The organism is Marinovum sp. PR37, from assembly GCF_028807375.1.
Classification (GTDB): domain Bacteria; phylum Pseudomonadota; class Alphaproteobacteria; order Rhodobacterales; family Rhodobacteraceae; genus Marinovum; species Marinovum algicola.
The window spans coordinates 1-23,753 of record NZ_JARAML010000037.1 but is presented as its reverse complement, the minus strand read 5'-3'; the positions used below and the strand labels follow the sequence as shown (position 1 = coordinate 23,753).

At 60.3% G+C, this 23,753-nt stretch carries 27 protein-coding genes and 1 pseudogene; 6 read left to right on the top strand and 22 right to left on the bottom strand.

What is annotated here, in order from left to right:
• Window positions 1-12: 12 nt before the first annotated feature.
• Both PVW49_RS21820 and PVW49_RS21815 read left to right on the top strand, forming a co-directional pair.
• Window positions 13-1,191: a metallophosphoesterase family protein gene (locus tag PVW49_RS21820; protein WP_274591570.1), complete on the top strand. Its 1,179-nt coding sequence runs from the start codon at window positions 13-15 to the stop codon at window positions 1,189-1,191.
• Entirely contained in the window at window positions 1,188-4,595 is a 3,408-nt protein-coding gene (locus PVW49_RS21815; protein WP_274591569.1) for an AAA family ATPase, read from the top strand. The genes PVW49_RS21820 and PVW49_RS21815 overlap by 4 nt, the downstream gene beginning before the upstream one ends.
• A gap of 184 nt (window positions 4,596-4,779) precedes the next feature.
• Here PVW49_RS21815 and PVW49_RS21810 read toward each other — a convergent pair whose 3' ends face one another.
• From PVW49_RS21810 to PVW49_RS21740, 15 genes are read right to left on the bottom strand one after another with little or no spacing between them, the layout of a single operon-like run.
• Entirely contained in the window at window positions 4,780-5,856 is a 1,077-nt protein-coding gene (locus tag PVW49_RS21810; RefSeq protein WP_274591568.1) for a type IV secretion system protein, read from the bottom strand.
• A gap of 12 nt (window positions 5,857-5,868) precedes the next feature.
• Window positions 5,869-6,279: a hypothetical protein gene (locus PVW49_RS21805; RefSeq protein WP_274591567.1), complete on the bottom strand. Its 411-nt coding sequence runs from the start codon at window positions 6,277-6,279 to the stop codon at window positions 5,869-5,871.
• Entirely contained in the window at window positions 6,276-6,470 is a 195-nt protein-coding gene (locus PVW49_RS21800; RefSeq protein WP_040182603.1) for a DUF4177 domain-containing protein, read from the bottom strand. The genes PVW49_RS21805 and PVW49_RS21800 overlap by 4 nt, the downstream gene beginning before the upstream one ends.
• Window positions 6,467-7,453, bottom strand: a complete 987-nt coding sequence (locus PVW49_RS21795; RefSeq protein WP_274591566.1) for an ATPase, T2SS/T4P/T4SS family — start codon at window positions 7,451-7,453, stop codon at window positions 6,467-6,469. Before PVW49_RS21795 ends, PVW49_RS21800 begins: the two co-directional genes overlap by 4 nt.
• Before the next feature lie 4 nt (window positions 7,454-7,457).
• Window positions 7,458-8,837: a TrbI/VirB10 family protein gene (locus PVW49_RS21790; RefSeq protein ID WP_274591565.1), complete on the bottom strand. Its 1,380-nt coding sequence runs from the start codon at window positions 8,835-8,837 to the stop codon at window positions 7,458-7,460.
• Complete coding sequence (locus tag PVW49_RS21785) at window positions 8,834-9,529, bottom strand: TrbG/VirB9 family P-type conjugative transfer protein (RefSeq protein WP_274591564.1); 696 nt, start codon at window positions 9,527-9,529, stop codon at window positions 8,834-8,836. The genes PVW49_RS21790 and PVW49_RS21785 overlap by 4 nt, the downstream gene beginning before the upstream one ends.
• A gap of 1 nt (window position 9,530) precedes the next feature.
• Complete coding sequence (locus PVW49_RS21780; protein WP_274591563.1) at window positions 9,531-10,184, bottom strand: virB8 family protein; 654 nt, start codon at window positions 10,182-10,184, stop codon at window positions 9,531-9,533.
• Window positions 10,185-10,201: 17 nt separating this feature from the next.
• The gene (locus tag PVW49_RS21775) at window positions 10,202-11,011 is read right to left on the bottom strand and encodes a type IV secretion system protein (RefSeq protein ID WP_274591562.1); all 810 of its coding nucleotides are present in this window, start codon (window positions 11,009-11,011) and stop codon (window positions 10,202-10,204) included.
• Complete coding sequence (locus PVW49_RS21770; protein WP_274591561.1) at window positions 11,011-12,165, bottom strand: lytic transglycosylase domain-containing protein; 1,155 nt, start codon at window positions 12,163-12,165, stop codon at window positions 11,011-11,013. The genes PVW49_RS21775 and PVW49_RS21770 overlap by 1 nt, the downstream gene beginning before the upstream one ends.
• A complete protein-coding gene (locus PVW49_RS21765) occupies window positions 12,155-12,322 on the bottom strand; it encodes a hypothetical protein (protein WP_231036290.1) in 168 nt (55 codons plus the stop codon). Before PVW49_RS21765 ends, PVW49_RS21770 begins: the two co-directional genes overlap by 11 nt.
• Window positions 12,319-14,694, bottom strand: a complete 2,376-nt coding sequence (locus PVW49_RS21760) for a type IV secretion system DNA-binding domain-containing protein (protein WP_274591560.1) — start codon at window positions 14,692-14,694, stop codon at window positions 12,319-12,321. Before PVW49_RS21760 ends, PVW49_RS21765 begins: the two co-directional genes overlap by 4 nt.
• Window positions 14,684-14,962: a type IV secretion system protein VirB3 gene (locus PVW49_RS21755; protein WP_274591559.1), complete on the bottom strand. Its 279-nt coding sequence runs from the start codon at window positions 14,960-14,962 to the stop codon at window positions 14,684-14,686. Before PVW49_RS21755 ends, PVW49_RS21760 begins: the two co-directional genes overlap by 11 nt.
• Window positions 14,955-15,248 (bottom strand): TrbC/VirB2 family protein, encoded by a 294-nt coding sequence (locus PVW49_RS21750; RefSeq protein ID WP_008282963.1) that lies wholly within the window; start codon window positions 15,246-15,248, stop codon window positions 14,955-14,957. Before PVW49_RS21750 ends, PVW49_RS21755 begins: the two co-directional genes overlap by 8 nt.
• Complete coding sequence (locus tag PVW49_RS21745) at window positions 15,245-15,859, bottom strand: lytic transglycosylase domain-containing protein (protein ID WP_274591558.1); 615 nt, start codon at window positions 15,857-15,859, stop codon at window positions 15,245-15,247. Before PVW49_RS21745 ends, PVW49_RS21750 begins: the two co-directional genes overlap by 4 nt.
• 43 nt (window positions 15,860-15,902) lie before the next feature.
• On the bottom strand, window positions 15,903-16,271 hold the full coding sequence (locus tag PVW49_RS21740; RefSeq protein WP_274577441.1) for a hypothetical protein: 369 nt from the start codon (window positions 16,269-16,271) through the stop codon (window positions 15,903-15,905).
• 210 nt (window positions 16,272-16,481) lie between these two features.
• On the opposite strand from PVW49_RS21740, the gene PVW49_RS21735 reads away from it, so the two are divergent.
• The 3 genes from PVW49_RS21735 (at window position 16,482) to PVW49_RS21725 (ending at window position 17,509) form a co-directional block, all read left to right on the top strand.
• The gene (locus PVW49_RS21735; RefSeq protein WP_076695150.1) at window positions 16,482-16,733 is read left to right on the top strand and encodes a hypothetical protein; all 252 of its coding nucleotides are present in this window, start codon (window positions 16,482-16,484) and stop codon (window positions 16,731-16,733) included.
• 124 nt (window positions 16,734-16,857) lie between these two features.
• Entirely contained in the window at window positions 16,858-17,115 is a 258-nt protein-coding gene (locus PVW49_RS21730; RefSeq protein WP_274591557.1) for a helix-turn-helix domain-containing protein, read from the top strand.
• A 169-nt stretch (window positions 17,116-17,284) separates the two neighbouring features.
• Window positions 17,285-17,509: a hypothetical protein gene (locus tag PVW49_RS21725; RefSeq protein WP_088652232.1), complete on the top strand. Its 225-nt coding sequence runs from the start codon at window positions 17,285-17,287 to the stop codon at window positions 17,507-17,509.
• A gap of 103 nt (window positions 17,510-17,612) precedes the next feature.
• On the opposite strand, the gene PVW49_RS21720 is transcribed toward PVW49_RS21725, so the two are convergent.
• The 7 genes and pseudogenes from PVW49_RS21720 to PVW49_RS21690 all read right to left on the bottom strand — a co-directional run bounded on the left by PVW49_RS21720 (window position 17,613) and on the right by PVW49_RS21690 (window position 22,117).
• Complete coding sequence (locus tag PVW49_RS21720; protein ID WP_274591556.1) at window positions 17,613-18,368, bottom strand: hypothetical protein; 756 nt, start codon at window positions 18,366-18,368, stop codon at window positions 17,613-17,615.
• Between the two features lie 260 nt (window positions 18,369-18,628).
• Window positions 18,629-18,832: a hypothetical protein gene (locus tag PVW49_RS21715; protein ID WP_274591555.1), complete on the bottom strand. Its 204-nt coding sequence runs from the start codon at window positions 18,830-18,832 to the stop codon at window positions 18,629-18,631.
• A pseudogene (locus PVW49_RS21710) lies at window positions 18,804-19,693 on the bottom strand (cation diffusion facilitator family transporter). Before PVW49_RS21710 ends, PVW49_RS21715 begins: the two are co-directional and overlap by 29 nt.
• Window positions 19,683-20,453: a transglutaminase-like domain-containing protein gene (locus PVW49_RS21705; RefSeq protein WP_274591554.1), complete on the bottom strand. Its 771-nt coding sequence runs from the start codon at window positions 20,451-20,453 to the stop codon at window positions 19,683-19,685. The pseudogene PVW49_RS21710 and the gene PVW49_RS21705 overlap by 11 nt, the downstream one beginning before the upstream one ends.
• 93 nt (window positions 20,454-20,546) lie before the next feature.
• On the bottom strand, window positions 20,547-21,281 hold the full coding sequence (locus tag PVW49_RS21700; RefSeq protein WP_274591553.1) for a cytochrome c biogenesis CcdA family protein: 735 nt from the start codon (window positions 21,279-21,281) through the stop codon (window positions 20,547-20,549).
• Window positions 21,282-21,360: 79 nt separating this feature from the next.
• Window positions 21,361-21,687, bottom strand: a complete 327-nt coding sequence (locus tag PVW49_RS21695) for a YnfA family protein (RefSeq protein ID WP_008282974.1) — start codon at window positions 21,685-21,687, stop codon at window positions 21,361-21,363.
• Window position 21,688: 1 nt separating this feature from the next.
• Window positions 21,689-22,117, bottom strand: coding sequence for a MerR family transcriptional regulator (locus tag PVW49_RS21690; RefSeq protein ID WP_008282975.1), 429 nt, complete (start codon window positions 22,115-22,117; stop codon window positions 21,689-21,691).
• 573 nt (window positions 22,118-22,690) lie between these two features.
• On the opposite strand from PVW49_RS21690, the gene PVW49_RS21685 reads away from it, so the two are divergent.
• A complete protein-coding gene (locus PVW49_RS21685) occupies window positions 22,691-23,716 on the top strand; it encodes a protein-disulfide reductase DsbD domain-containing protein (RefSeq protein WP_274591552.1) in 1,026 nt (341 codons plus the stop codon).
• The last annotated feature ends 37 nt before the right edge of the window (window positions 23,717-23,753 follow it).

The following is a 23,753-nucleotide window of genomic DNA, read 5'->3' as shown; positions in this document are numbered from 1 at the left end:
TGACGGATAACAATGCGTCTACTTGTTTCAGCTGACACTCACCTCGGATCACCTATCCGATCAGTAGCACTGCGTAATCCTGACCTTGGAGACCGCTTGAAGCAGGTCAGCCGGGACACCTTTGTCGAGATTGTCGATTTGGCGATATCGGAACAGGTCGATGCCTTGGTGCTGGCGGGTGACATTTTTGACAACGGTTACCCGGACCTGAAATCCCGCGCCTTCCTGATTACCCAGTTGGCGCGTGCTTCAGAAGCTGGTGTGCCCACGGTGCTGATCAGGGGAAACCACGATGCGCTGTTGGATCACAAGGCACATGGAGACTTGGGACCGAACATCCACCTGCTGCACAAAGGCTCACCTACGGTCGAAATTGGCGATGCAGCTTTCCATGGCCTCTCCTTCGATGCGGCGCATGTGGCGAAGAGCTTCCTGCCTGATTACCCCAGGCCTGTGCCGGGGAAACGCAACGTTGGGCTGATGCATACCTCGTTGGATGGTGCCCCGGGTCATGATCCCTATGCGCCCTGCGCTGAACAGGACCTGATGGCGCATGGGTTCGACCTCTGGTGCCTCGGACACATTCATGCGCCGTTTGAACGAGTGGATGGACCGGTTCTGGCGGTTATGCCCGGTATCCCGCAACCGCGTCACTTTGGCGAGCGCAATGGTGGCACGGTGACCTTTGTGTCGCTGGACAAGAGGGCGCCGGAGTTCGAACGCCGCGCTGTTGGCCGCCTTAGTTTTTCCGAATGCGCGTTGGACTTGAGCGCCTGTTCTGACCAACAGGAGGTTCTGCGAACCTTGCGCGACTCGTTGTTTGCCGCGCAAGTGTCTGGGCGCGATGTGGCGGTGCGCCTGCACGTCACCTCGGATCGATACGGGGCGGAACTTGTGACCGAGCTGGCGACAGAAGTGTTGGATAGTATCGACGGCGTATTCCTCGACAAGGTCAAATCTGTTCCGCCAACACGCCAAGCCGGTTCCAAGAATGACGATCTGGTTCGCCTGATGCGGGAGGAATTGGTCGAAGAAGGCTTTCGACAGGCCGCTCTGCAACAGCTCGAAGAACTGCGTCTCGCCATGCCGTCGGAAATCACAGACGAACTTGATGAGGATAGTCTGGATGCGCTCCTCGAGGAAGCGATTGCCGAAGTCTCTCTGACACTGCACGCGGGGGCCTCACGATGAGGCTGAACCGGTTAGATCTGATCCGCTATGGCCGCTTTAAAGACGCCGACATTTCTTTTCCAAAACCTGCCGAAGGCATGCCCGATGTGACTGTGATTTTTGGCCAGAACGAGGCTGGTAAGTCCACCGCCTTCAACGGGTTTCTGGAACTGCTTTTTGGTTTCAAGGGCGGCGCGCATCCATATGCCTTCCGGTTCGATCGAAGTGATCTTGTGGTGGGGGCAGAACTTGATCTGCCCGGGCGTGGAACCACGGTCTTGCGTCGCAACAGTAAGAGAACCCAATCGCTCTTGGACGCGAATGGCCGCCCAATCAACGAGGCGATCCTATCGGGTGCTCTGCACGGTCTAGCGCGAGAGACCTACGAGGAACGGTTTTCACTCAACGAGAAAGGTTTGCGCGAAGGCGGCGAACGGATTGCCGGGGCGCAGGGGGACCTTGGGCAACTCCTGCATGCAGGTCTCTCCGGCCTGACAGGAATGGCGCAAACGCTGGACTCGTTGGCGGAGCGGGCCGACAAATTCTATAAGAAACGTGGCCGGGGCACAGTGTTAAAGTCCGGTAGCGATCGGCTGAAGGAGATTGGCCGCGAGTTGCGAGCGGATCGCTTGACAACCGAGCGAGAGCGCAACCTGCGTCACGATCGTGACCGAACATCAGCCGAATTCGAAACTGCTGATGCCGATCTCCGACAGGCCTATCAAAGACAAGCGGCGTCGAAGGCTGCGGTGGTCTGGTACGATCGGACCGAGGAGATAGGGCAACTGACCGAAGTCCTAGCCAATTTCCCCGACGGTCCCGACCTCCCTCCCAAAGCGGCAGAGCGTGTGGCAGGTCTTGTCGAGAAAATCGCGGCTCAGTCGATCCGGATCACTGAAGCGGAAGAAGAAATCGTCAAACAAGATCAGATCATCGCAGACCACCCGCTCGACAAGCTGGCCCAGCCCTTGACCGCAGAGTTGGATCGGCTTGATCAACTAAACGTCGATGGGGCACCGCTGATGGGGCGCGCCAGCACCGCGCGGGCTGACCTGGACCGACGCCGCGAAGACCGGGACAAACTCAGAACGCAAATAGACGAAGCTTTGGGACTCCTTGAGGTGCCAGATGCGCCGGCATCCACAGTTGCCTTGGAAGCAAGCGAGCTTGAGGAGCTCGCGACTGCAGTGCAGGAGTGCTTGACCGCCAGTCTTTCAGCCGATGCCGCTTTGAAGGCCGTTGAAGCAGCCCGCGCCCAACAGGGCGAAGCGCCGACTGAACCGCAGGATTTGTCTGCTCTGCGAGCCGCCTTCGATGCTTGGAAGGCTGTGGCGGATATGTCCGCTTTCGAGACAAGCCAAGACCGGGCGTTGGCGCGTCTGACCAAGCTCACGGCTGGCCTGCCGAGGTCATGGAAAGACATCATTGCCGCAGGCCTGCCTGCCCCAGAAACGCTCGACGAAGTCAGTCGAGATTGGGCGACCCTGACCGCCGATCTTGCGTCGGCTCGCAAAGACCTCGAAGACCGCGCAGCAGAAATGGCCGAGGCGCGGGTAGACCTGTCTACGCAGGAGGCCGCACCTGACGCCGTTGACCTCGTCAAGACAGAAGAGACCCGGCGCCAGCGTGACATCATATGGCAGCGGCATCGGGGCGATCTGACGTCTGAGACGGCTGATCAGTTCGAGGCGGCGATGTACGCTGATGACGGTGCTCGTGCGCACTACCTCTTGGGGGCAGAGGCTCGCCAGCGGCTGTTGGCGGCACAAGGGCAAGTGCGGAGCGCCGAGGCCCGGCATGAAACTGCAAAGACCCGTCACGACAACTTGATTACGCAGCGTGACTACCTGTCGGAGCGCTGTTCCAGATTGGCGCTTGCACTGGGATTGGAAGAAGACGCGCCAACTTCGGCCTTCAGCGCGCGCCAACAGGCCCTGGCGACAGCGGCGGAAGCTGCGGCCGATCTTTCCAATGCCAAAAGAGCGTTGAACGACCGTCTTGCCCAACAGGAGGGGGCTAGCGATGCATTAACTGACGCGGCGCGACCCCTCGGGCTAGACCCGGCACAAGGCGATCTGCCCACGCAAGTTCAGCGAACGCTCATGTTGGAGCAGAACGACCGCGAGGCCTGGACGAAATGGCAGGATGGCGCGAAGAATATTGCCGAGTTGCGCAGCAAGGCGGAGCAAGCGCGCGACGCTTTCGAAGCGGCTCTGGATAAGCTTGACCAGTTGACTGTGGCACTGCCTTTGCCGGATCGTTCGCTTGAGGGTATTCGAACCGCTTTGCCACACTTGCGCAGTCTGCGGCAGCTTTACGGCGAGTATGAAAAGCTCTCAGTTCGGGTTGGGGCCTTGGAGCAAGCGATCGCCGCGCTTGCGGATAGCGCAGAGCGCTTGACCCGAGTTTTGGGGGAACCTGAGAACGCGGCAGGTGCAGATCCTATCCAGATCATCGACCGCGCGCGTTCGCGCCAAACTGTGGCCACGCGGGCGGACGAAAAACGGGCAGAGGCCGTATTGCGACGGGATGAGCTTTACCGTTCCAAACGTCGCGCAGAGACCGAGCGTCAGGACGCGAACACCGATCTAGACGCTTGTTTCGAAGGGCAAGGTGGTCAGGACTTGGTGCCGCGCGATCGTGTTGCAAAGCTGGTTGAACGTGATCGTCTGCGCACGGAAAAGGTAATGGCAGAACGCGATCGCCAAAAGGCCCGCGAAGGCGTCGATGCCGATCTTTTCGCCGAGGAACTGGACCGGATGCCTGATGCCACGCGCGCGACAGAGCTGGAACAGGCGCTGCAAGACGCACAGCTCGCCCGCGACACCGCCCGCGACGCTCAGCGGGAAGCTGACCGGTTGTACCGCGAAGCCTTTCAGGCCGCCGACCGCAGCGATCTCGCGACTGAACAAGCGACACTGTTGGAAGAGCTACGGAGCGGCGCGCGTCAGGCGGCTGTGGCTCGGCTCGGAGTGTTGGCGGCACGCGGCGCGTTGCGTCGCCTTGCGGCAGAGCGGCGCAGCAGCATGCTGCGTGACGTTGAAGATGCCTTTGTCACGATGACCACGCCCGCTTGGACCGGCGTTGACGTCTGGACCCAGGCGGAAGGTGAAAAGCTCGTCGGTATTCAACCTGATGGTAGCACCGTTCCAGTGGAGCAGATGTCGACGGGTACGATGGGCCAGTTGTACTTTGCGTTGCGCCTTGCTGGATATCGCAGCTTTGCGCAGGAACCTGGTCCACTGCCGATGATCCTGGACGACATCATGGAAACCTTTGACGATACACGTGCACGTGCGGCCCTGCAGCTTTGCGCCGAGATTGGAGCGAACGGGCAAGCCATCCTCTTCACGCATCACGCCCATCTGGTTGAGCTGGCGAGAGACTGCATCGAAGGGGTGGCTGTCGTGAACATGCCGAGCTGACAGGGCTGCCGCCCTGTGAACTAACACGCTCTCTGGATACAAGAGGATGAACAATACATAGTCGATTGGTCTCCTGCAAAGAACCGGGCTATGGTCGGTGATAGCAAAACCCCTATGCGAGCGACCGGAAGTTAGGAACGCCTTGCGGTTTCTTGATCCTTTGGCGATAGGCAGCAAAGTGCGGTCACCGCCTTCCTAACCTTCCCAGTCTCGCCAGTTGCGCCAGCATCTGAGACCCAGTCCCCGGCGACCCCGCCCCGCCCCCAGAACCCGTCTGCCCCATGCCTTGCCTCGCGGGCATCTGCTGCACGCCAAAGAACTGTCGCGCCCTGAGGGCTGCGTATTCCGCACCACTGGAACCGCCGATCAGGTAGCGATTGTAGGCCTGCTGGCTGCCCATCGCTGCGCGAGCGAAGTTGTATCCGCCACCGAGGCCGCCGGAGAGCGCCGGCATCATGATGTTGCCGGAGATCGCGCGGACGATGAAGGGTGTTGCGATTATGAACCCCTTGGCCATGAGCACCATCATGAAGAAAGGTATGAGCGCGCCGATGTTGGAAGCCCCTTCCGGATCACCCAACTCGCCGATGAGAGCCGAGGCCACCCCGGTGATGGTCGCGAAGACCCCTGCGACCACGATAGGGTAGATCGCGAAGGAGATAAGCGCGGATAACCAGCGCGCGAAATAATCCTTGGTCACCTCGAAGAGGGTCAGGAAAATCATCACCGGGGCGATCCCGATCAGAAGCGCGATCATCAGTCGGGAGGCCACGAGGATGAAGGCGGCCAGTCCGCCGAGGATCGAGAGCAGCAGCACACCGACGATGTCGAGCATGGCGCCAGCCATCCAGTTCAGCTCGGACCCGGCGGCATTCAGGTAATCGCCGAGCTCGGCGATCAGCCGGTCGAATTCTTCAGCGAAAGTTCCAGAAGGCCCCGGACTGCCCCCGCCGACCGAGGCCACCAGTGCGCCCGCGATACTGTCGATCCCATAGAGAATGGCAGATGAGAACGCGTTGAACTGCATCCAATTGGTCGCGAATATCCCGATGAGCCCGATCTTGACCGCGAGCCAGAAGGCTGTGTGCCCATCCATGGCCCGATATTGATAGATCATGTTGATGCCGACGAGGATCACCACCAGCGTTGTCCCCAAAACCAGGAGCGTGCCGACTGTTGCCGCAACGGCACCAAACTGGGTTTCGGCAGCGGTGTCGAGATAGGCCTGGGCGGTTTCAACGAAGTAGGTGACGACACTCATCGCGGGGCTGCCTTACCAATTACCTGCGGCGTCGCAGATGGCCTTGGCGGCAGTTCGGGCGGCGTTGGCGCGGCGGTTGTAGCCATCCGAGGCTTCGAGCATTTCCCATCGTTCGTCGCTCGCGTAGCTCTCCCGAAACACGGCCTCGGCCGCGTCCCAGGACGGGAACCGGATCTCGCAATCGCAGCTGCCGGTCTGGACGATGCGCTCGAGATTCTGGGCGCGATAGATGTCCTGAACCAGAACCCGCTGATAGGCTTGGCGCAGGGGGATCTCCTGCATCCACAAGGGTTCAGCGGGCCGGTCCGGACAGACGTCAAAGCTGCGATCGAGGGTTGGCACTAGGTTGCGCTCGGCAACGGCGAAGGTAGGCGTCAGGCTTAGGGCCAGCGCGGCCAAGGCGAGGTGCTGCGCCTGCCTCATGCCGTGGCTCCGGCTGGTGTGGTCTCACGCTTCAGGAAGACCGTGTGTCCCACATTGGCGAATTCCGAGGAGCTGATCGACACCACCTCCCAGCCTTCCGCACCTTTGGCATTCAGGCTGGCCTGCATGTCGGCAAGGCTGGTTTTTCGGGTCATGGGAAAGGACAGGATATCGTATTCAAAGGTCTTCATGAGGAAGTTCCAATCTCAGTTGCGCCGGGCAGGTAGAATTCGGTGATGCCGCGTTTGCCGTCATGCCGACCGGCCTGGATGATCACATCGATGGAGTTCTCGATGTACTGGATCATGTCGGCATAGGTCATCGGGATTTCGGTCTTGAGTGCCGCGATCGCGAGCCGCTGCACGGCGAGTTGCGGGGTTTCGGCATGCAGTGTGGTCATGGACCCGCCATGGCCGGTGTTGATGGCTTCCAGAAAGGTCATGGCCTCTTTGCCGCGCACCTCGCCGAGGATGATCCGGTCGGGGCGCATGCGCAGCGTCGCAGTGAGAAGCACATCGGCGGTCTGGAATTCCGCGTCGCGATTGGCGATGAGGGTCACGGCATTCGGCTGGGTCGGCAGAAGCTCGGCGGCTTCTTCGATGGTGACGATCCGTTCCTCACCCGGTACGTGAGAGAGGATCTTGCGTGCGGCCACGGTCTTGCCGGTGGAGGTGCCGCCCGAGACGATCATGTTGAGTTTGTTCTCGACGCAGAAGGCCAGCGCATCATCGATCAAACCCGCAGCCACGACGGCGCGCAAGGCGCGCTTCTTTTCAACGCGCAGGTCTTCGAGCTTTCGCTCTTTGCCATAGAGAAAATCGAGCGCGATACCCTCGAGCGGCAGGCTTGAAAAGAACCGCAGGCTGATCGACATGGCCGAGAGCACGGCGGGCGGGGTGATGACCTGTGCGCGGATCGGGCGCCCCTTGTAGGTGATCGAAACCGAGACGATGGGGCGGTCCTTGCTCATCGTAGTATTGGCCGATGAGGCGATCTGGTTGCCGAGGTCCCTGACCTGAACGCCGGTCAGCCTCTGGTCCAGCGCGCGCATGAAGTGATCGCCCTGGAATTCGCCCCAGCAGGTGCCATCAGGGTTGATGCAGATCTCGATGACATCGTCGCGAGCGGCGGCGTCGATCCGGTCGAGCGAGGTTTCGAGATAGCTCAGCGACATGGGCTCAGAATATCTCCAGATCGCGGTCGACCATGACCGTGACGCGGGCGCCCTGGTCGACATAGATGACGGGGCCGATGGAGAGGTAATCGCCGATGACGCTGTCCGTCGCATCTGCCAGATCATCGCCCACGTCTTCGAGAACGTCTGCGGCAGTCTCATCCTGGACCTCGGATGCGGCGGCACTTGGTGCGGCGGAAATCAGCGAGATCAGGGCTGCCGACCCGAAACGCTCGGCAAAGCGCGTGTCCACGAAACCTGTGACACCGGAACGGCCCAGTTCATCGCCCCCGAACGAGCTGATCTGGACGGTCTCGTTGTCGGGCAGGATAATCCGATCCCAGGCGATCGTGACGCGGCGCTGCGCGATATCGACGCCGGCGCGGTAGCGCCCGACGAGACGGGATCCGCGCGGGATCAAGAGGCGCGCGCCATCAACGCTGTAAACATCCTCGGACACCACGGCACGGGTCTGGCCGGGCAGGGAGCTGTCGAGGGCGGTTTCCATGACGGCCTGGATCATGGTGCCCTGGATGATGGTGTTGGAGGGATTGGCGATCACCTCGGCCTGCGTCACGGTGGAGGGCAATGCACCGTTCAGCACGAAATCCGTCACCTCGCCAAAGGTGCGCTCGGTCAGTGCCGTCTCATTGGCGCCCGAGGAGCCGCCAAAGGCGATGGTGGGCGAGGTGATGCGGCGCTCCTGAAACGCGCGTTCCTCGGCCGCGCGGCGTTCAAGTTCCGCGAGTCGCCTTGCTTCCTCTTCGCGGCGCAGCCGTTCTTCTTCCCGCGCCCGCAACTCGTCCTCGGTGGGCCCGATGGGTGCCGGAAGGGGGCGGTTGGCTTCGAGCTGTGCGAGTTCGAGGTCCATGCGGAGTTGCTCAAGGCTGCGATCCCGCGCCGTCAGTTCGTCCTGGAGTCGTTGCTGTGCGGCTTCCGAGGCGGCTTGGAGCGCAGCGATCTGAGTGGTCAGCGCGTCGATCGCCTCTGCGGCGGCGGTGTCTTCCTCGACGACAGGTTCGGGAGCGTTGCGCAATTCCTCGATCTGGGCCTGCAAGGCGGTGACCTGTGCCAAAAGCTCCGCGTTGGGCTCGACTGGATCCGGTCCGACAAACACAACCTCGGGCTCGGGCGGGGGCAAGGTCTCGATAGCGCCAAAGCCATCCCCTTCGTTTTGGAAGACGTCCGGAGTGGCCGTCGGCAAGGCTTCCTCTTCTTCGGGCTGTGAGAGGAGATAAAGCAGGGCACCACCCGCGCCGATGACGAGGACCACGACCAGCGCGAGAAGGGGCGACCGGCGCTGCGCCGCTATGGGCGCGCGGGCACTGCCTTTCTCAAGGGCGGCGAGGCGCTTTTCCAGCTCGGTATTCTCGGTATCGCTCATGAGGCGGCCTCCGTGGGCGGGATCGCCTCGATGCAGACCACCTCTTCGCCAAGTCGCAGGACCCATTGGCGGTTTACGCCGCTGACGCGGATCACGCCGTCTTCAGGAGTTTGCGTGTTGACCGTGCGCTCGCGGCCGCCCGCGTAGCGAAAGATCGCTGGCACAGGGGCGTTTCTTGGAAAGGCGAAATACGTGAACGTCCCGTCATCCCAGATGCGGGTTGGCGTGAACTCGGTCCGCGCGCTGGCACCGTAATTGTAGTTTGGTGCTTGGGCGGCGATGGCCCGGGTCGGGCGCGCAGCGTCATCAGGATAGCGGAACTGCACCACATAGAAGGTTGGGCTGCGGACCTCCTCGACGTTGAAATAGTAGCTTCGCCTGTTCGTGTAGACCGTCACGTTGGTATGGACACCGCGCGCGACGGGCTTGATTGCAAATGCCTGACCGCCGGGCACGCCATCGATCTCAAACCCTTCCGTGTCGCCCGCGATAATCGAGCGGATGCTTTCGCCCTCACCAAACTCGATGGTGGTGACATGGGTAAGTGAGACGCTGAGGCGGTAGACCTGACCTTCTTGATATGTTGCCAGCCGCACCCGGCTGTCATTTGGACCACCGCGCGGGATCGCTTCGGCAAAGGCAAGGCCGGGCAGCAAAACAAATATGGCAGCAACAAAGAACCTATTGATCAAACTAATTCTCCAATCTGTCGGAGCGGATGGAATATTCGCGCACGGTAAACCCAAATGGATTGGTCCAGACCTCGTCGATGGAGCGACGGGTTTCGGGACGGAACTCGAAGAGAAGCGTGGCGGTGAAGAGCCCGGTCTGGGTGCCGTTGATGGACGTCAGGCGCTTGCGCAGACGGACCGTCGCGCGGTTGGTTCCGATCCGGTTGATGCTGAGGATTTCCACGTCGAGCCGAGCATTGGGGCCATAGACCGTCGGCGGGTAATTCTCGTTGGCGCTGTTCCAGATCTGGCGCAGCCCGCTCTCGGCAGCTCCGTCTGAGCGGCGCAGGACGCTGCGGATGCGCAGATCGTTGTCGAGCTGGTTATAGACCTCCCGGTCGGTCACATAGCGGAAGACCTCCGCCTCGATGATCGCCTGGTTGGCGGTAACGGATGTGGCCCCAACGGACGCCTCGGGCAGGGCAAAACCGGTGGCGGGATCATAGGGGACAACGACGGGGGGTGGGTCGACATCGAGAATCGCGACTGCTGCTGCGCTCAGACAACCGATGATGCCGAAGACAAGGCCCATCAGGCCAAGGCGTTGCCAGAGCCGTTCGCGGCGCAGCGCGCCATAGACCAGTTCTTCCTCGATGATTTCTTGTTCAGTCGCCACCCGGCATGCCCCCACGATCAGTCAGCCCGCAGGTCCGGCAAGGTGAAATCCATGAAGCGCTGCTCTTCGGCGATGGTGGCGGCATCGATCACGCCGCCCGTGCCATTGCCCACGGTTTGAATCGCTTCCAGTTGCCACATCGCCACGAGGGCGATGGCCAATTCAGCTGTCACGCGCGTGTTGAGATCGACGCTTTGCTTGAGCTCTTCCATGTCGTCGATGAGCCCGACAAGGCGGTCTACCCGCTCGAGCGATTGGCCGGCATCTTCATAGCTGTTCTGGGCAGCGGCTGAGACGAGCGCGCCGGTTGTTGCCTGCGTCGCCACGCGGTTGGCCCCGGGATTGCCGCTGGTGGCCATTTCCGAGAGCGTGTCTTCATCGAAGCCGAGATCGGCCAGCACCCGGTCCATCTGGGTTTCGATTTCGCCTGCGCCGGAGCCCGAGAGGCCCGAGAAATCCCCAGTCTTGATCGCCTCAATCGTGGCGAGGATGTCTCCGAACTCCTGGTCGAGCAGACCGTTCAACTCGTCTTCCATTTCCGTCCGGATGATTTCGGGAAGCTCGGCAAGTCGGGTGAGCGCTTCATAGGTTCTTTGCAGCTCCGCGAGTTGATCCGTGAGTGTGGCAAGCTGTTCGCGGAGCTGCGTCAGCTGCTCGTTTTGCAGGATCTCGTCCTCGATCATCTGCCGCAGCTGCTGGATGTTCTGCGCGATATTCTGGGTATCGACGACCGGTACACCTTGTGCTGCGGCAGGGGGTAGGACGCTGAACTGCAAGCCAACGCCAAATGTCGTGGCCAAAGCTGTCCTCAAGAGCAGATGTCCCATCATTCAATCTCCCTGATCGTAAAATCCATGAACGCGCCTTCGGCCATGCGGGCGCTGGCCTGCGCCAGCTCCTCGGCAGAAAGGACGCGGGTGCGTGCCGCCTGAAGCCGGATGCGTGCAGCGACGAGGCGCACGAGTTCGGCGCGGGCATAGGTGTTGAGTGCGATGCTTTCCTGCACGTCTTCAGTCTCGGAAATCCGTTCGACGATGTCGCGGATGCGCAGGCCGGCTTGGCGGATCGCTGCTGGTGAGTTGCTGCCATAAAAGGCCGCCCCATGACCCGTGAGCGAGAGGTTGGCATTGGCCAGAAGCGCGGGGTCGATCGTGCCAAGCGCATCGATCCCGCCGATACGGGTCAAATAGAGGTTATAGCGTTCAGGGATGACCGACACGTAGTGCTGGGTCTCGCGGAAGGGTGGCACGCCGCCATACTCGAAAACCCGGCCGGGTCCGGCGTTATAGGCCGCGAGGGCGTTGATGATGTTGCCATCAAATGTGTTGAGCTGAGTCGCGAGATAGCGCGCGCCGCCATGCACCTGCAGATAGGGGCTGTCGTAATATTCCGGGTTGATGCCGAGATCGCTGGCAGTGCCAGGCATGATCTGGGTGAGGCCATAGGCGCCGACGGGAGACCGTGCCCCAATCGTAAACCGGCTTTCCTGCCAGATCAGCGCTTGCAGCAACGCGCGCCACTGGACAGGCGAGAGCCCTGCGCGGCCAACACCCGCAAAGCCGCTGGTCTCCTGAGCCACGCGGATGATGAGCTGCTCGATGGTCTCAGACGCATCCCCGAACATCTGCGCACCGCCGGGATTGGGGTCGATCTCGCCCGTGCCATAGACGGCTTCCACGGCGCGGTCGGGATCGCCGCTGCCGCTTTCCAGCCCCGAGACCATAGCCGGCAAGCCCTGACCGCCGAAGCTGGTCTGGGCATCGAGGATGCGTTGCAGGGTTTCCAGCTGTTCGCGCTCGATCTCCGCGATGAGTTCGCGCACGGCGAGCTTGTCGGCCTGAACGGCCAAGTCAGCCTCGCGATCACCGGTCTCGACGATGTCACGCGCGGTCAGCCCATTGTCATTGGTCGGCACGCCTTGAGACAAGGCGAGACCAGGCAGCAGGCAAAACGCGAGGATATGAGGCAGGCTAGACTTCAATGTCGCCCTCCGGGGTGCCAAGGGGCGTGAAGTCACAATCAGGCGCGACGGGTGCCGTGGACGCAAGGAATGTGAAGCAGTTCGCCTGCGGTTCCTGGTACTGGGCGCAGGAAGCCAGCGCGCCGAGCGCAGCCAAAGCGATAAGAATACGGATCATGAAAGCCTCCAGAAGTCCGGGCGGTCGCGATAATCGGCGCCGACGAGCGCCTCGCCCTTTTCCATGCCGCCAAGGATGGTGAGATTGGGCCCAAGAGCGCTCAGATCGGCATCGACGACGATCGAGCCCTGATCGTCACGGATGAGCGCCAAGCGGCTGTTGCTGCCCGTGTTGAGAAGGACGTCGAGCTCCTTCTCCGTGAGGTTCAGCATGGCGTAGTCCGCAGGCTGTGCGCGGATATTGGGCAGCAGGATCTGTGTCGGAACTGCCTCGACGATGGTCTTGCCGGTCCGGGTGCGCTCGAGCTGGCTTGCGTATTGCGTCATCATCACGGCGACGGTGTTCTGCTTGCGCGCGGTCACCAGCCAGTTCGACAGCCGTTCGGCGAAATATGCGTTGTCGAGCGCCTTCCAGGCCTCGTCGATCACGATGATGGTGGGGCGGCGGTCCTCGATCTCGCGCTCGACCCGGCGGAAAAGATAGGACAGGACCGCCATCCGTTCTTTGTCGGCCTCGCTGTCGAGAATACCGGTCAGATCGAAGCCCACGACATCGCCCTTGAGCGAGAACGTGTCCTCGAGGCTCTGCCCGAAGATCCAGCCGTAGCGGCCGTCTTCGATCCACTCGAGCAGGCGCTGGTGCAGATCGCCGCCATCGTCGGTGGACACAAAAAGCGACGCGAAATCCCGCCAGTTCCGCAGGGCCGGATTGGTGGCCTGGGCATTCTGGCGCACCACTTCCTGGATGCGGTTGGTCTGCGCCGGGGTCAGGGGTTTGTCGGCGCGGTAGAGCAGCGTTGTGAGCCAATCCGAGAGCCAGGCGGTGCCGCGCGCATCGGTCTCTGTCCAGAGCGGATTGAGACCCGTGGGCTCGCCGGCGTTCAGGGACGCGTAGCGCCCGCCATTGGCGCGCACCGCCATCTCCATGCCAAGACGGTAATCGAAGACGAAGATCCGCGCCCCTGCGCGACGGGCCTGGGTCATCAGGAAGGCCGACAGCACCGATTTGCCCGACCCGGGCCGCCCCATGATCAGGGTATGCCCGCTGGTCGGTTCTTTGTCGGGCGAGCCTTGTTCGTGATAAGAAAACCGGTAGGCGCTCTGCTCCGGCGTGGGCAAATAAGTGACGACCCGGCCCCATGGGGTTTTCTCGGCGGGTTTGCCGAGCTGCGTCCGGTGGAAGGCCGCGAAATCCGCGAAGTTGCGGTTGGTGACCGCGCTGGCGCGGACGCGCTTGGGCTGGTTGCCGGGATGCTGGCTGAGGTAATGCGCCTTGGCCGCGACCCGCTCGCCAATCATCTTTACGCCTTCGGTCGCGGCGGCGTTCACGATCTCGGCGCTGAGCGACTGCAGCTCATCCAGCGTTTCGCAGAAGAGCGTCACGACCATATGGTGTTCGCCGAAGCTTTGGCGCTTGGCCTCGAGATCATCGGCGGCGATATCGAGGGCTTCCAGGAGCGAGAGGGCCGCGTCCTGGCTGGCCTGCATCTGGCGCTTTTGCCGCTTGATGCGGCCCGCCATGAGGTTCGAATTGATCGGTGTGAAGGAATGCGTGACGATCATGTCGACCGGCAGGTTCAGCATGTCGAACATGGTGCAGGAGGTGCCTTCCGAGTATTCCCCGATAGTGAAACTCTTGCCATAGCGCTGCCCCACGACGCCTTCGGAAAGCTCGAAATGGTCCCCCTGAAACGTCACGCGGGTATTGGCGACGTTGACGGACAAAAAGCCGTAGGTGTTGGCCGGGTAGAGCGGCAGCTCGGTGCCTGTGTTCAGCGCGCCCAGAAACCCCACCAATTCCCCTGATGCAGCCGACAGCAGGCGCGGTTTGAGCTCTGCGAGGCCGGACAGGAAGACGTTCACGGCCTCGCCCAGGCGCTGCAGGCGTTTGCGGGTCTCCTCTCTCAGCCGGCCCGGCGCGCTGCGGCTGAGGAACGGCAAGAGGCTTTTCGGGGGTGGGCGGTGAATGACGGTGAGCGTCAGCGTCTTGTCGCGCAGCCCGCTGGTCTCGAGTTTCGCGCGCCAGCGCCGGTCAACCTCGCCTGCGAAGCTGTCCTCACGGATCGGGTCGAGATCCGGTTTGATGGCCTTGGAGACCTTGTGGACGTAATAGCTGAATTCCGGCCCGAGCTGCGCGACGATGCGGGCAAAGAGCGCCGTCACCTTGTCGAGATAGGCATCGTCGGTCGTGTAGCTGTTGATCCCCTCGAGCCGGATGCACCGGAAGAGTTCGTTCATCCGTGTCCGCACGGTCTGGTCGTCTACGAGGCTCACATAGGGCAGCATATGCGCAAGGCGTGTCTCGCGCGCATACCAGTCTGGCGTCATTGTGCGGGGGTCGAGGGCCTCGTTGCGGGGTTCATCACGGGGCATAGCTGTCCCCGCCATGAATGGACCTGTTGCGCGTGGGCGGTGTCTCCTGCAGGGCCGTCATCATCACATCTATGAAGCGCGGGTCCCAATCTGCGGCCTTCCAAAGCACCGGGTAGAGCAGGGCCGCGACACCCAGCACCGCGATATGCTGGACCCAGACGAACAAGAGCACCGATCCGAAGAGCCAGACCATCGCATACATGATGGGCAGGCCCAGAAGCTTGGGCGGGCGCACGAGGCCGAGAAAGAGAAGCGCGCGCTCAGCCACCGGCAAAAACCGCGGCAACGATGGTGGGGGCGGCCGCAACACCGGCGATGCCCACGAGGACCCAAAGCGCTTGGCGCAGGTCGATGATGTTGAAGAACCAGCTCAAGAAAACGCCGAGAACGGCCAGCGTCGCGATGACAACGCCAAGCGGGCCGGTCAGCGCATCGACGATGCCCTGTAACAGGCTCTGGATCGGGGAGAGATCAATGCTCTGGGCGAGGGCGGGCTCGGCAATGAACAGGAATAGCGCCAGCGAGGCGACAAAGAGGTTTGAAATCTGTTTCATGAATTTGATCCTTCCAATCGGGCCACGACGGCCATGACGCGGGCCACGTGGTTCTGGGTTTCTCGGTAAGGGGGAATGCCACCGTGTTGGCGCACGGCGTCCGGCCCCGCGTTGTAGGCCGCCAGCGCCAGATGCGGATCGCCGAACGTCTCCAGCATCATCGCGAGGTAGCGGGCGGAGCCGTCGAGGTTCTGCAGCGGATCACGCGGGTCGACGCCCAGATCACGCGCCGTCGCTGGCATCAATTGACCAAGGCCAATGGCACCTGCACTTGAAATCGCATCCTGCCGGTAGGCGCTCTCAACCTCGATATTGGCCCGATAGAGAGCCAGCCAATCCGTCACGGAAAGCCCCGCGCGACGCAGGCCAGGATGGCCGGCATAGCGCAAGGCCGTGGTCTGAATCCCGGAGAGGACATCGGCGCGGGGCAGGGGAGTCGGGCGGGCAAGGGCCGCGACTTGGACGCCCTCTTGCTCGGCCTCTACCTCGCCGAAGATCGCGATCCCATCGGAGGCCGAACCCTGACCAATCCCGTCATTGTAGTTTCGAGCAAAGCTGCTTTGGGAGCGGGACGGGGTCAGAGAGCCGTCGCTCTCCATGACCAGGACCATTTGCGCTGAGGCAGGTGCTGCGACCAGCCAGAGACAGACGAGGTTAGTTGCCAGTGCCCTTGTCTGATGGAGCTTTGTCTGGCGGGGCGAGTTTGTGCGTACGGCTTGTCCCCGCCTCAAGCGGCAGGTCGACATGCGCAAAGCCAAGGCCAATAAAGAAAGACACCACGCCGGAGATCGTCTTGAACTCGCGGATCTTGATATCGTTGTAGGTCGTCCGTGTGCGGGCGGTGACGAGGAGCTTTTCCACGCCATCATCAGAGACAACGCGCATGATCCAGACCCCGTAATAGCTGGGGCCTTTCTTATGTGCCGACTCCTGGCACAGGATTTCTGCGCTATAGCCGCTTTCCACGAGCTCGCGGAACCTGGCTTCCGTAACCACATTTGGTGCTTCGATGTCCCAGTTCATGGCCCGGCTCACGCTTTCTCCAATGGCGCGACCCCAGGCATTCCTACTTGAAGCCCAGAGTTACGATAGTATATTATCAACCGCAAGATGTAATATCGTGCTTTAGCTGTAGTTTGGTTACGCAAACACTAGTCACGGCCAGTGTCCGCGATCAAGGAGATAACAGGTTTGAGAAACCCAAGGTTGACAGGCCTGCTCCCATTGCAAGCTATGGCCCTTCTGATCTGCGTTCCCGGGCCGGTTTTGGCGGAATCCTGCTTCGCCCCGGCCCGTCCTTTCCTGCCAAGCGATTCGCAGGCGGCGCGGGACTATGCGGATATCATCCGTGGCGATTTCGAAGACTACATCCAGGATATCCAGAGCTACTTCCGTTGCCTCGACAGCGAACGCGCCCGCGCGTTCGAGGAAGCGCGCGAAGTCAGCGAGGACTATGGCCGATTTCTGCAATTGGCAGGGGATTGATGGGCAGCTTCGGGAGCATCAGACTTGCAGCCCATGGAAACCAGACGCCGATAACACCCTCAAATATCTACTTTTTAGATAACGGATTTCATCCGCTAGCGACGTCACAAAAGGTATGTGACGCGTGGCAAAGACAATCAGAAGCACGGGACAGGTGGCACTCTGCCAAGCATTGGTCGACGCCCGCATCAAGGCGGGCCTCGGTCAGGAGGACTTGGCAATCAAGCTCAAGTGCCATCAATCCCTCGTGGCGCGCATTGAAAGCGGCCAGCGCCGGGTCGACGTCGTCGAGCTGGTCGTCCTTGCGCGCGCCATCGGCTTTGACCCCTTCGAGGCTTTGGCGATCGTCGAAGCCGCCACGGAGCCCGACCACCGGATTTGAGCAATTTCATTAATCAAGAACACGGGAGCTAACTTTTCCCGGTGTGAGTATCGGTGACGCGAGGAAGAACAGCTAACCAATTTAACCAAAACAGGCATGCCGCTGCAGCAAACGCTTCGGAAGTCGAAGTTGCGGTCGGAAAAGCCCAATTGCAGGAAATTAGTTAACAGTGAATGAAGATAAGGTCGAAGGTGTCGCCATCGCCAATTTGATTGCAGCCGATGAAGAAACCATTGTTGGCTGGGTTTATCGATGGAACACAGGTGCTCTGGCAATCCGGTGGGACATGCATGGCCCACAGCGCGTCTCAAAGATTTATCCGGATCTCTGCGATGCGGATAAAGCTGAAATCGACTTCGCGTCTCTCACGCAGCTGCCCTGTCGCGACGACTGACATGGAAGAATCTGGCCTTTATGGCCCTTGAATGGGTGCGTTTGCCTGCGTTGCAGGTTTGATTTCGTACAAGGCTCTGCGCGGCGTCGCTGCGCCTCAACAGTCAGTATTTGACCTGCTCGAAGCCGTAATTCCCGCTATAGTCACGCCACTCAACGAAGACGGATCTGTGATAAATGCTCGGGCAGTGCTCGCCCCACCGCTCGAGACCGGCATGCGCAGCAGGAAGCGCTGTGGGTGACGACGCCCTCCAAGAAAAATCGCCCTGGATCCCGTAGGTGCCGATGACAACGACGGCGCTGCGGTTGCAGTCGCCATCTCGCCCGGATTCGTGCTGGCGGGCATAACGAACGTCAAAGACGCGAATGGAGCGCACGAAATTGAATTCCGGCCCGCTGATATCGATGTCGGCGCGGTCTTCTACGAGCTCGAGAGCGTAATCAGCCCGCACGAGGTTCCCCCAGACAGCGTCGGAGCCTTTCAGCCCGAGCATTCCGCCTGCCTCGGCAGCCTGATCGAAGAGCGGGGCTGAAGAGTTTGGTGGGGTTCCTGAACCACCATATAGGGCATCGAAGATCCGGTCGGTGGGGTGCGACCTGGCAGGCCCATCGTAAGACGCACCCATGGGGCAGCGCCAAATCTGAAGCGGCGGCTCCACCGGCCAGGGTGTGATGCGCCGGATGAACTCGGCCCGCGCGCGTGCGCATGGCACAGAAGCCGGCCAGCCACCGGACAAACACAGCAAGATGGCGCAGTCGATCGGATAGGTTTGGGCGCGGGCTTGCGTGGGAACTGTTGGGCCGGACAAGGCGAGAGCTAAAAAGGCCGCCAGAGCGAGGTTTTTGAATTCGAAACGCATGGCAAGAACCCTTGACAATCTTCACCCAGCATACATACGAAAATATACTATTGCAACATTGATGATGCGTATGATGGTTGCGGCGGTCAGCAAGATCGCGAGCTGACAGCGTCGCCCTTCATCATCCGCCATGTTGCGCGCGGCGCCAGTCCCACGGTATGTCAAAGCGCCCGAGCCATCTGGATCGTCATATGAGTCTCGAATTGCCCTAAAATTGGTTCTGCCTAAATCTGTGTGGCTGATAGGACGCATTCGGGCTCTCAGCAGTTCTGGACCGGCTCAAGAGCAGACGGAACCTTGAAGGCTTCGAACCTCGTGAGTTCGAGGGCCAGGCCAGGCTTGCTTGTCTCCTGCAGGCGCTCTTGAAGGAGTTCGTGCATCCGTTTCAGCTCGCTTTCGCTGAGCTTGCACTCGCAGGCGACGCCGATCACGTCGTCATGACCTGTCATGATCCCGGTGAACATGGTTCTCCTCTTCTTCCGGCTTGCCGTGACCGTAGAGGTCGGCGTTTTCGTGTGCGCGGTCTTCGTGTTCGAACTCCAGGCTGGAATGGGCGATGTTGCAGTCCTCCTTCAGCCGATCCTTGATCGCTGCCTTGATCTTTTCGATTTTACCCCAGCCGCCCGCTGTCAGCACCACGTGGCAGTCCAGCGCCGCCTTGTGCTCCTCCATCTGCCACAGATGCACGTGGTGAACGTCCGCGACACCATCGACGCTCCGCATCGCCTCAACGACGGCTGCATTGTCGATGTCGGGCGGGCTGCCGAGCATCAGGGTTCTGATCGGACCGCCAATCTCAGTGAAAGCCAGATAGAGGATGTAAAGGGCAATGCCGATGGTAATTGCTGGATCGACCCATCTCATGTCGTAGAGGATGATCAGGGACCCGCCAATGATGACTGCCACGGAGGCCAAAGCGTCCGACAGGTTGTGCAGGAAAAGCGCACGGATGTTCACACCACCGTCCAACCAGCGACCTCGGGCGGGTCGATCATCCGCATGCCACCCTCATAGATCAGGTAGAAGCCGATCAGGATCAGGGTCGTGTAGTTGATGAGTGCTGCGACGATTTCAATCCGACCATAGCCGAATGTCATGCGTTCATCGGCGGGTCGTCTGGCGATTTTGCGCGCAACGAACGCGATCACCAGTGACGCCATGTCCGAAAAATTGTGTAGGGCATCTGCGATCAGCGCCAGGCTGCCGGAAAGGATGCCGCCAACGATCTGCGCGACGGTCAGAAGCCCGTTGGCCCAGATTGCGATGGAGACCCTACGATCACCTGATTCAGGATCAATGTGGGTATGGCCATGATCATGCGGCACGGTTGTTCTCCTCATGGCTGTGGTTCGGTCGACTGAGACCAGGGACCTTTGGCAACATTCCACGACGGATGCGGCGAACCCGGGCATTCATCCAGTGACGGATGACGTGGCGATAGAGAAAATCACGCGCAAATCCGAAGTTCTGACTATATTTCACGTAAAAGTCGTCGGGCGTATCAAAGGTTCCAAAATCACGAACGATACCGGTTTTCTGAATATAAGTGCTGCCGCCGCTCCAACTGACTGGTGGCGCACTCAGGCAATCCGTTCCGGCCCCGTAGCCGCAAAGGCTTTCTGTTTCGCTGAATTTCTTCTGAAGCGACTGCAGGAAGGGGGCGTCCAGAATGAAGCCTTCGAGATTGATCCAGCCCTCTTCTGTTTCGACTTCGACCCACGAGTGCAGAATTTCGGACGGTGCGAGGGGGTAGACCAATTCGGGCACCACGCCACGCTGCAGGGCCTTGTGGATGGTGAAGCCGTGCAGTCGGCAGCGGATGCCTACGCTGCGCAGCAGTGCCATGAGAAGCGTCCCTTTCGTGTTGCACTGCCCGTAGCCGTCGGTCAGCACCGCAGAGGCGGGAATGTCGTCGACGCGGTTGTAGCCGAACGCAATCTCGTTTCGGACAAAGTCATAAACCGCGCCAATCCGGTCGACACGGGCAAGGTCATGCCAGCCACGATCTCGTACCAGGTTCGAGATTGAGGGCGAGTCAAAATCCAGCAGTCTTGTTGCGGTTAAATAGGAATCGGTGGGTGCCACAGGGTCTCTCCTCGAATCGTTCACGAGGAGTCTTAATCTCTACAGTGACTAGAGAGACAAGCCTTTTCTCAAATGTCACTTTCGATCATGATTTTATCCGATCGTGCCAAGGGCCGGGAAGGTTTCGAGCAGCCAGAAGGCAAGGCGGCTGATCTGACCTGTCATCACGCCGATACCCATCAGCACCATCAGACCGCCCGATATACGATAGAGCCATCGACCAGCAGCACCGATCCTCTTGAGCCTGCCTGCAATCGAGTTGGTGAAGAGCGCTATGATCAGAAACGGCAGTCCAAGTCCTGCGGAGTAGATTGCCAGCAAGGCCATCCCGTCCGCTCCAGATGTCGCGCTCACTGCCAGGATCGACCCGAGTACAGGGCCTATGCAGGGCGTCCAGCCAAAGGCAAAGGCAAGGCCCAAAAGGTAGGCTCCGACGGCGCTGCCGCCGTCGACTTTCACGTCGGGCCTCGTGTCACGCATCATGGCCGGGATCTTGATCGCGCCCATCATGACAAGTCCGAACAAGACGATCAAAACGCCACCCGCAAGCCCGAGTTCGTATTTCCAGCGCAAGAGCATCCCGCCCAAAAGACTTGCCCCGGCCCCGAGCGCCACGAAGACTGTCGAAAACCCGAACACGAACCACAAACTCAGGATCACGCTGCGCGCCCGTTCGGCAATGCTGCGCGCCGCCCCGGATTTCACGGCGGGCTGTCCCGCGATGTAAGACACGTAGCCAGGAGCAAGAGGCAGGACACAAGGCGACAGAAAGGATATGGTGCCACCCAGAAAAGCCGCGACGATTCCAACACCTGAAATTTCGAACATTCAATTCCTGCCTTGCTTTAGCCTGTGAAACGCGCACCGTTGTAAAAGCTAAAGCTACTGTAGGAGCAATGCCGTTTTATTACGCTCCGCGGGGTGCCGCGAGGATGATGGCAGCACCCAACAAGCATACAGTGGTGCCGAGCAGATCCCACCTGTCCGGCCGGTGCCCTTCGGCGAGCCACATCCAGAGAATGGACGCGGCAATATAGATCCCACCATAGGCGGCAAAGGCGCGTCCCGCAGCCACAGTGTCGACCTGAGCCAGAAGCCAGCCGAACGCCACCAGCGCCGCCACACCGGGGACAAGCCAAAGTGGGGACGCGCCAAGACGCCACCATGCCCAGATGGCAAAGCATCCGGCGATCTCAGCCAAGGCCGCGAGCGGATAGACGAGCACTGCGGTCATCTCAGGCGCCGATCTCGTCGTGGTCCGTCAGGCACTCGGAATGGTCGCGCAACACCTCCAGCACACGGCAATCGGCCGTGTGCCCGCCGCTGCATTCGTGCACCATCCTCTGCAATTCTGTCCGAAGGGCTTCAAGTCGGGCCATACGTTGCTCAACCTGCTTGAGTTGTCGGCGAGCGATGGCATCGGCCTCCGCGCACGACTTGTCTGGATGATCGCTCAGATCAAGAAGCTCACGGATTGCGTCCAGCGAGAACCCGAGTTGCCGCGCATGCCGGACGAAAGACAAGCGGTCAAGCTCACTATCTCCATAGCGCCGCTGACCGCCAGCCGATCGCCCGGGCTCGGGCAGGAGTCCGATCTGCTCGTAATAGCGGATCGTCTGCACCTTCGTCCCGGTCCTTTTTGCCAAAGTGCCGATTGTGAGCATATCACCTCTCCAAACTATCTACAGCCCGTGTAGCTTTAAGCGTTTTTTTGCACAAGTTCCGCTCGGCATCTCACAGGTCAGTGAACATCGCTCTTTCATCCAGAATAGGTCTTGAACCTACAGTAGCTAGAGGGTGTAAACGCGCCTAAAATATAGAATCAAATTCGGGCGGAGCGGCGTGCGGCTATCAGGTCTTCAGAAAGTACTACGGGTTTTGGCGGGTGTGGCGGCGCTCGTTTTCATCTGGTCGTTGTTGTGGTGCGACTATTTTGTCGCCCAGCATCGGGTCTCGACGGGCGCACTATCGTAAGTATCGTGAACAGACAAAAAAGGACTAACCTTGAAACGGCGCTAGCCTGAGAGCGCGACACCATGGAGAGCGGGTCCAGCTTGCGTTCGACGCGGAAAAACGACTGTTTTGTAGGAAGCCCAGACGAGCATCGCTGTCGCCTAGTTGGTCGGAGTCTTGGCTCTGCCCACTGTTTGAGGGGTCGACGCCGTCACAAAGGCGTTCGGGACTAGCACGTTGCTGTAACTTCCCGAGACTGAGCGCGAAGAAAAAGAGGTCAGAATATGCGTACAACCTTGGCAGGGTATCAGGGATTGCTTATCAGTCTCGCACTCTTTCTTGTTTTTGTGGCAAGCCCTGTTCGCGCCTTGGAATCCAATGCGTATCGTTCCGAAGTTCTGACGGCACGTTTGATCGTCGCGGAAGCAGGAATCGCCCCAGGATCGCAGTTCCTTTCGGCGGGTTTGAAGATTGAACTGGAGGAAGGATGGAAAGCGTACTGGCGGTCGCCAGGCGAGGTTGGCCTGCCGCCAGAGATCGATTGGGAGGGGTCCACAAACCTTGAATCCGTCGACATGCTTTGGCCCGCACCCACGCGTTTCCGCGCCTTCGGAATTGAAAATTTCGGCTATGCCAAACAAGTAATATTTCCATTGCAGTTGCGGCTTGCGAACTCTGATAGAGCGGCCGAGCTGAAGGGACTCGTCGATCTGCTGATCTGCTCCAATGTGTGCATTCCGGAAAGGTTTGAATTGACACTCCCTGTGCCATTGGGAACGGGCGTCGATGCGAAAGCCGCGACCGATATCGCGACATGGGCCGCTCGCGTACCTGTTGCAGGGCCAGAAAGTGCAATAGCGGTCTCGGGCGCATCGCTGAAGCAGGATCAGGCATTGGTTGTTCAAATGACGCGGCCTTCTGGCTGGAACAATCCCGATCTTTTTCCAGAGTTTGGTGCAGGCTCTGCATTCGGCGCACCCGACATCCGCCTTACAAGTGATCGCACCGGTCTCTGGGCAAGTATCCCGATTCTCGCGTTAAGCGAGGAACAAACCTCCCTTCGAATTACGGTCGTAGACGAGGGTGTCGCGGTTACATTCGATGATGTGAACACTACCGACGTTGTACCTGCGCCACCTTACGCATCCGAGACCAGCCAAGATAGGGGTCAGTTTTTCCCGATTCTCTTGCTGTCCTTCCTGGGAGGGTTGATACTGAACGCAATGCCATGCGTCTTGCCAGTTCTATCGATTAAGTTCGGGTCGGCGCTCCGAATGAAGAATCGCTCCCTTTCACAATTGCGCGCGTGACCTGCCACGGGATTTTTCCTCCACCGTTGATTAGAGT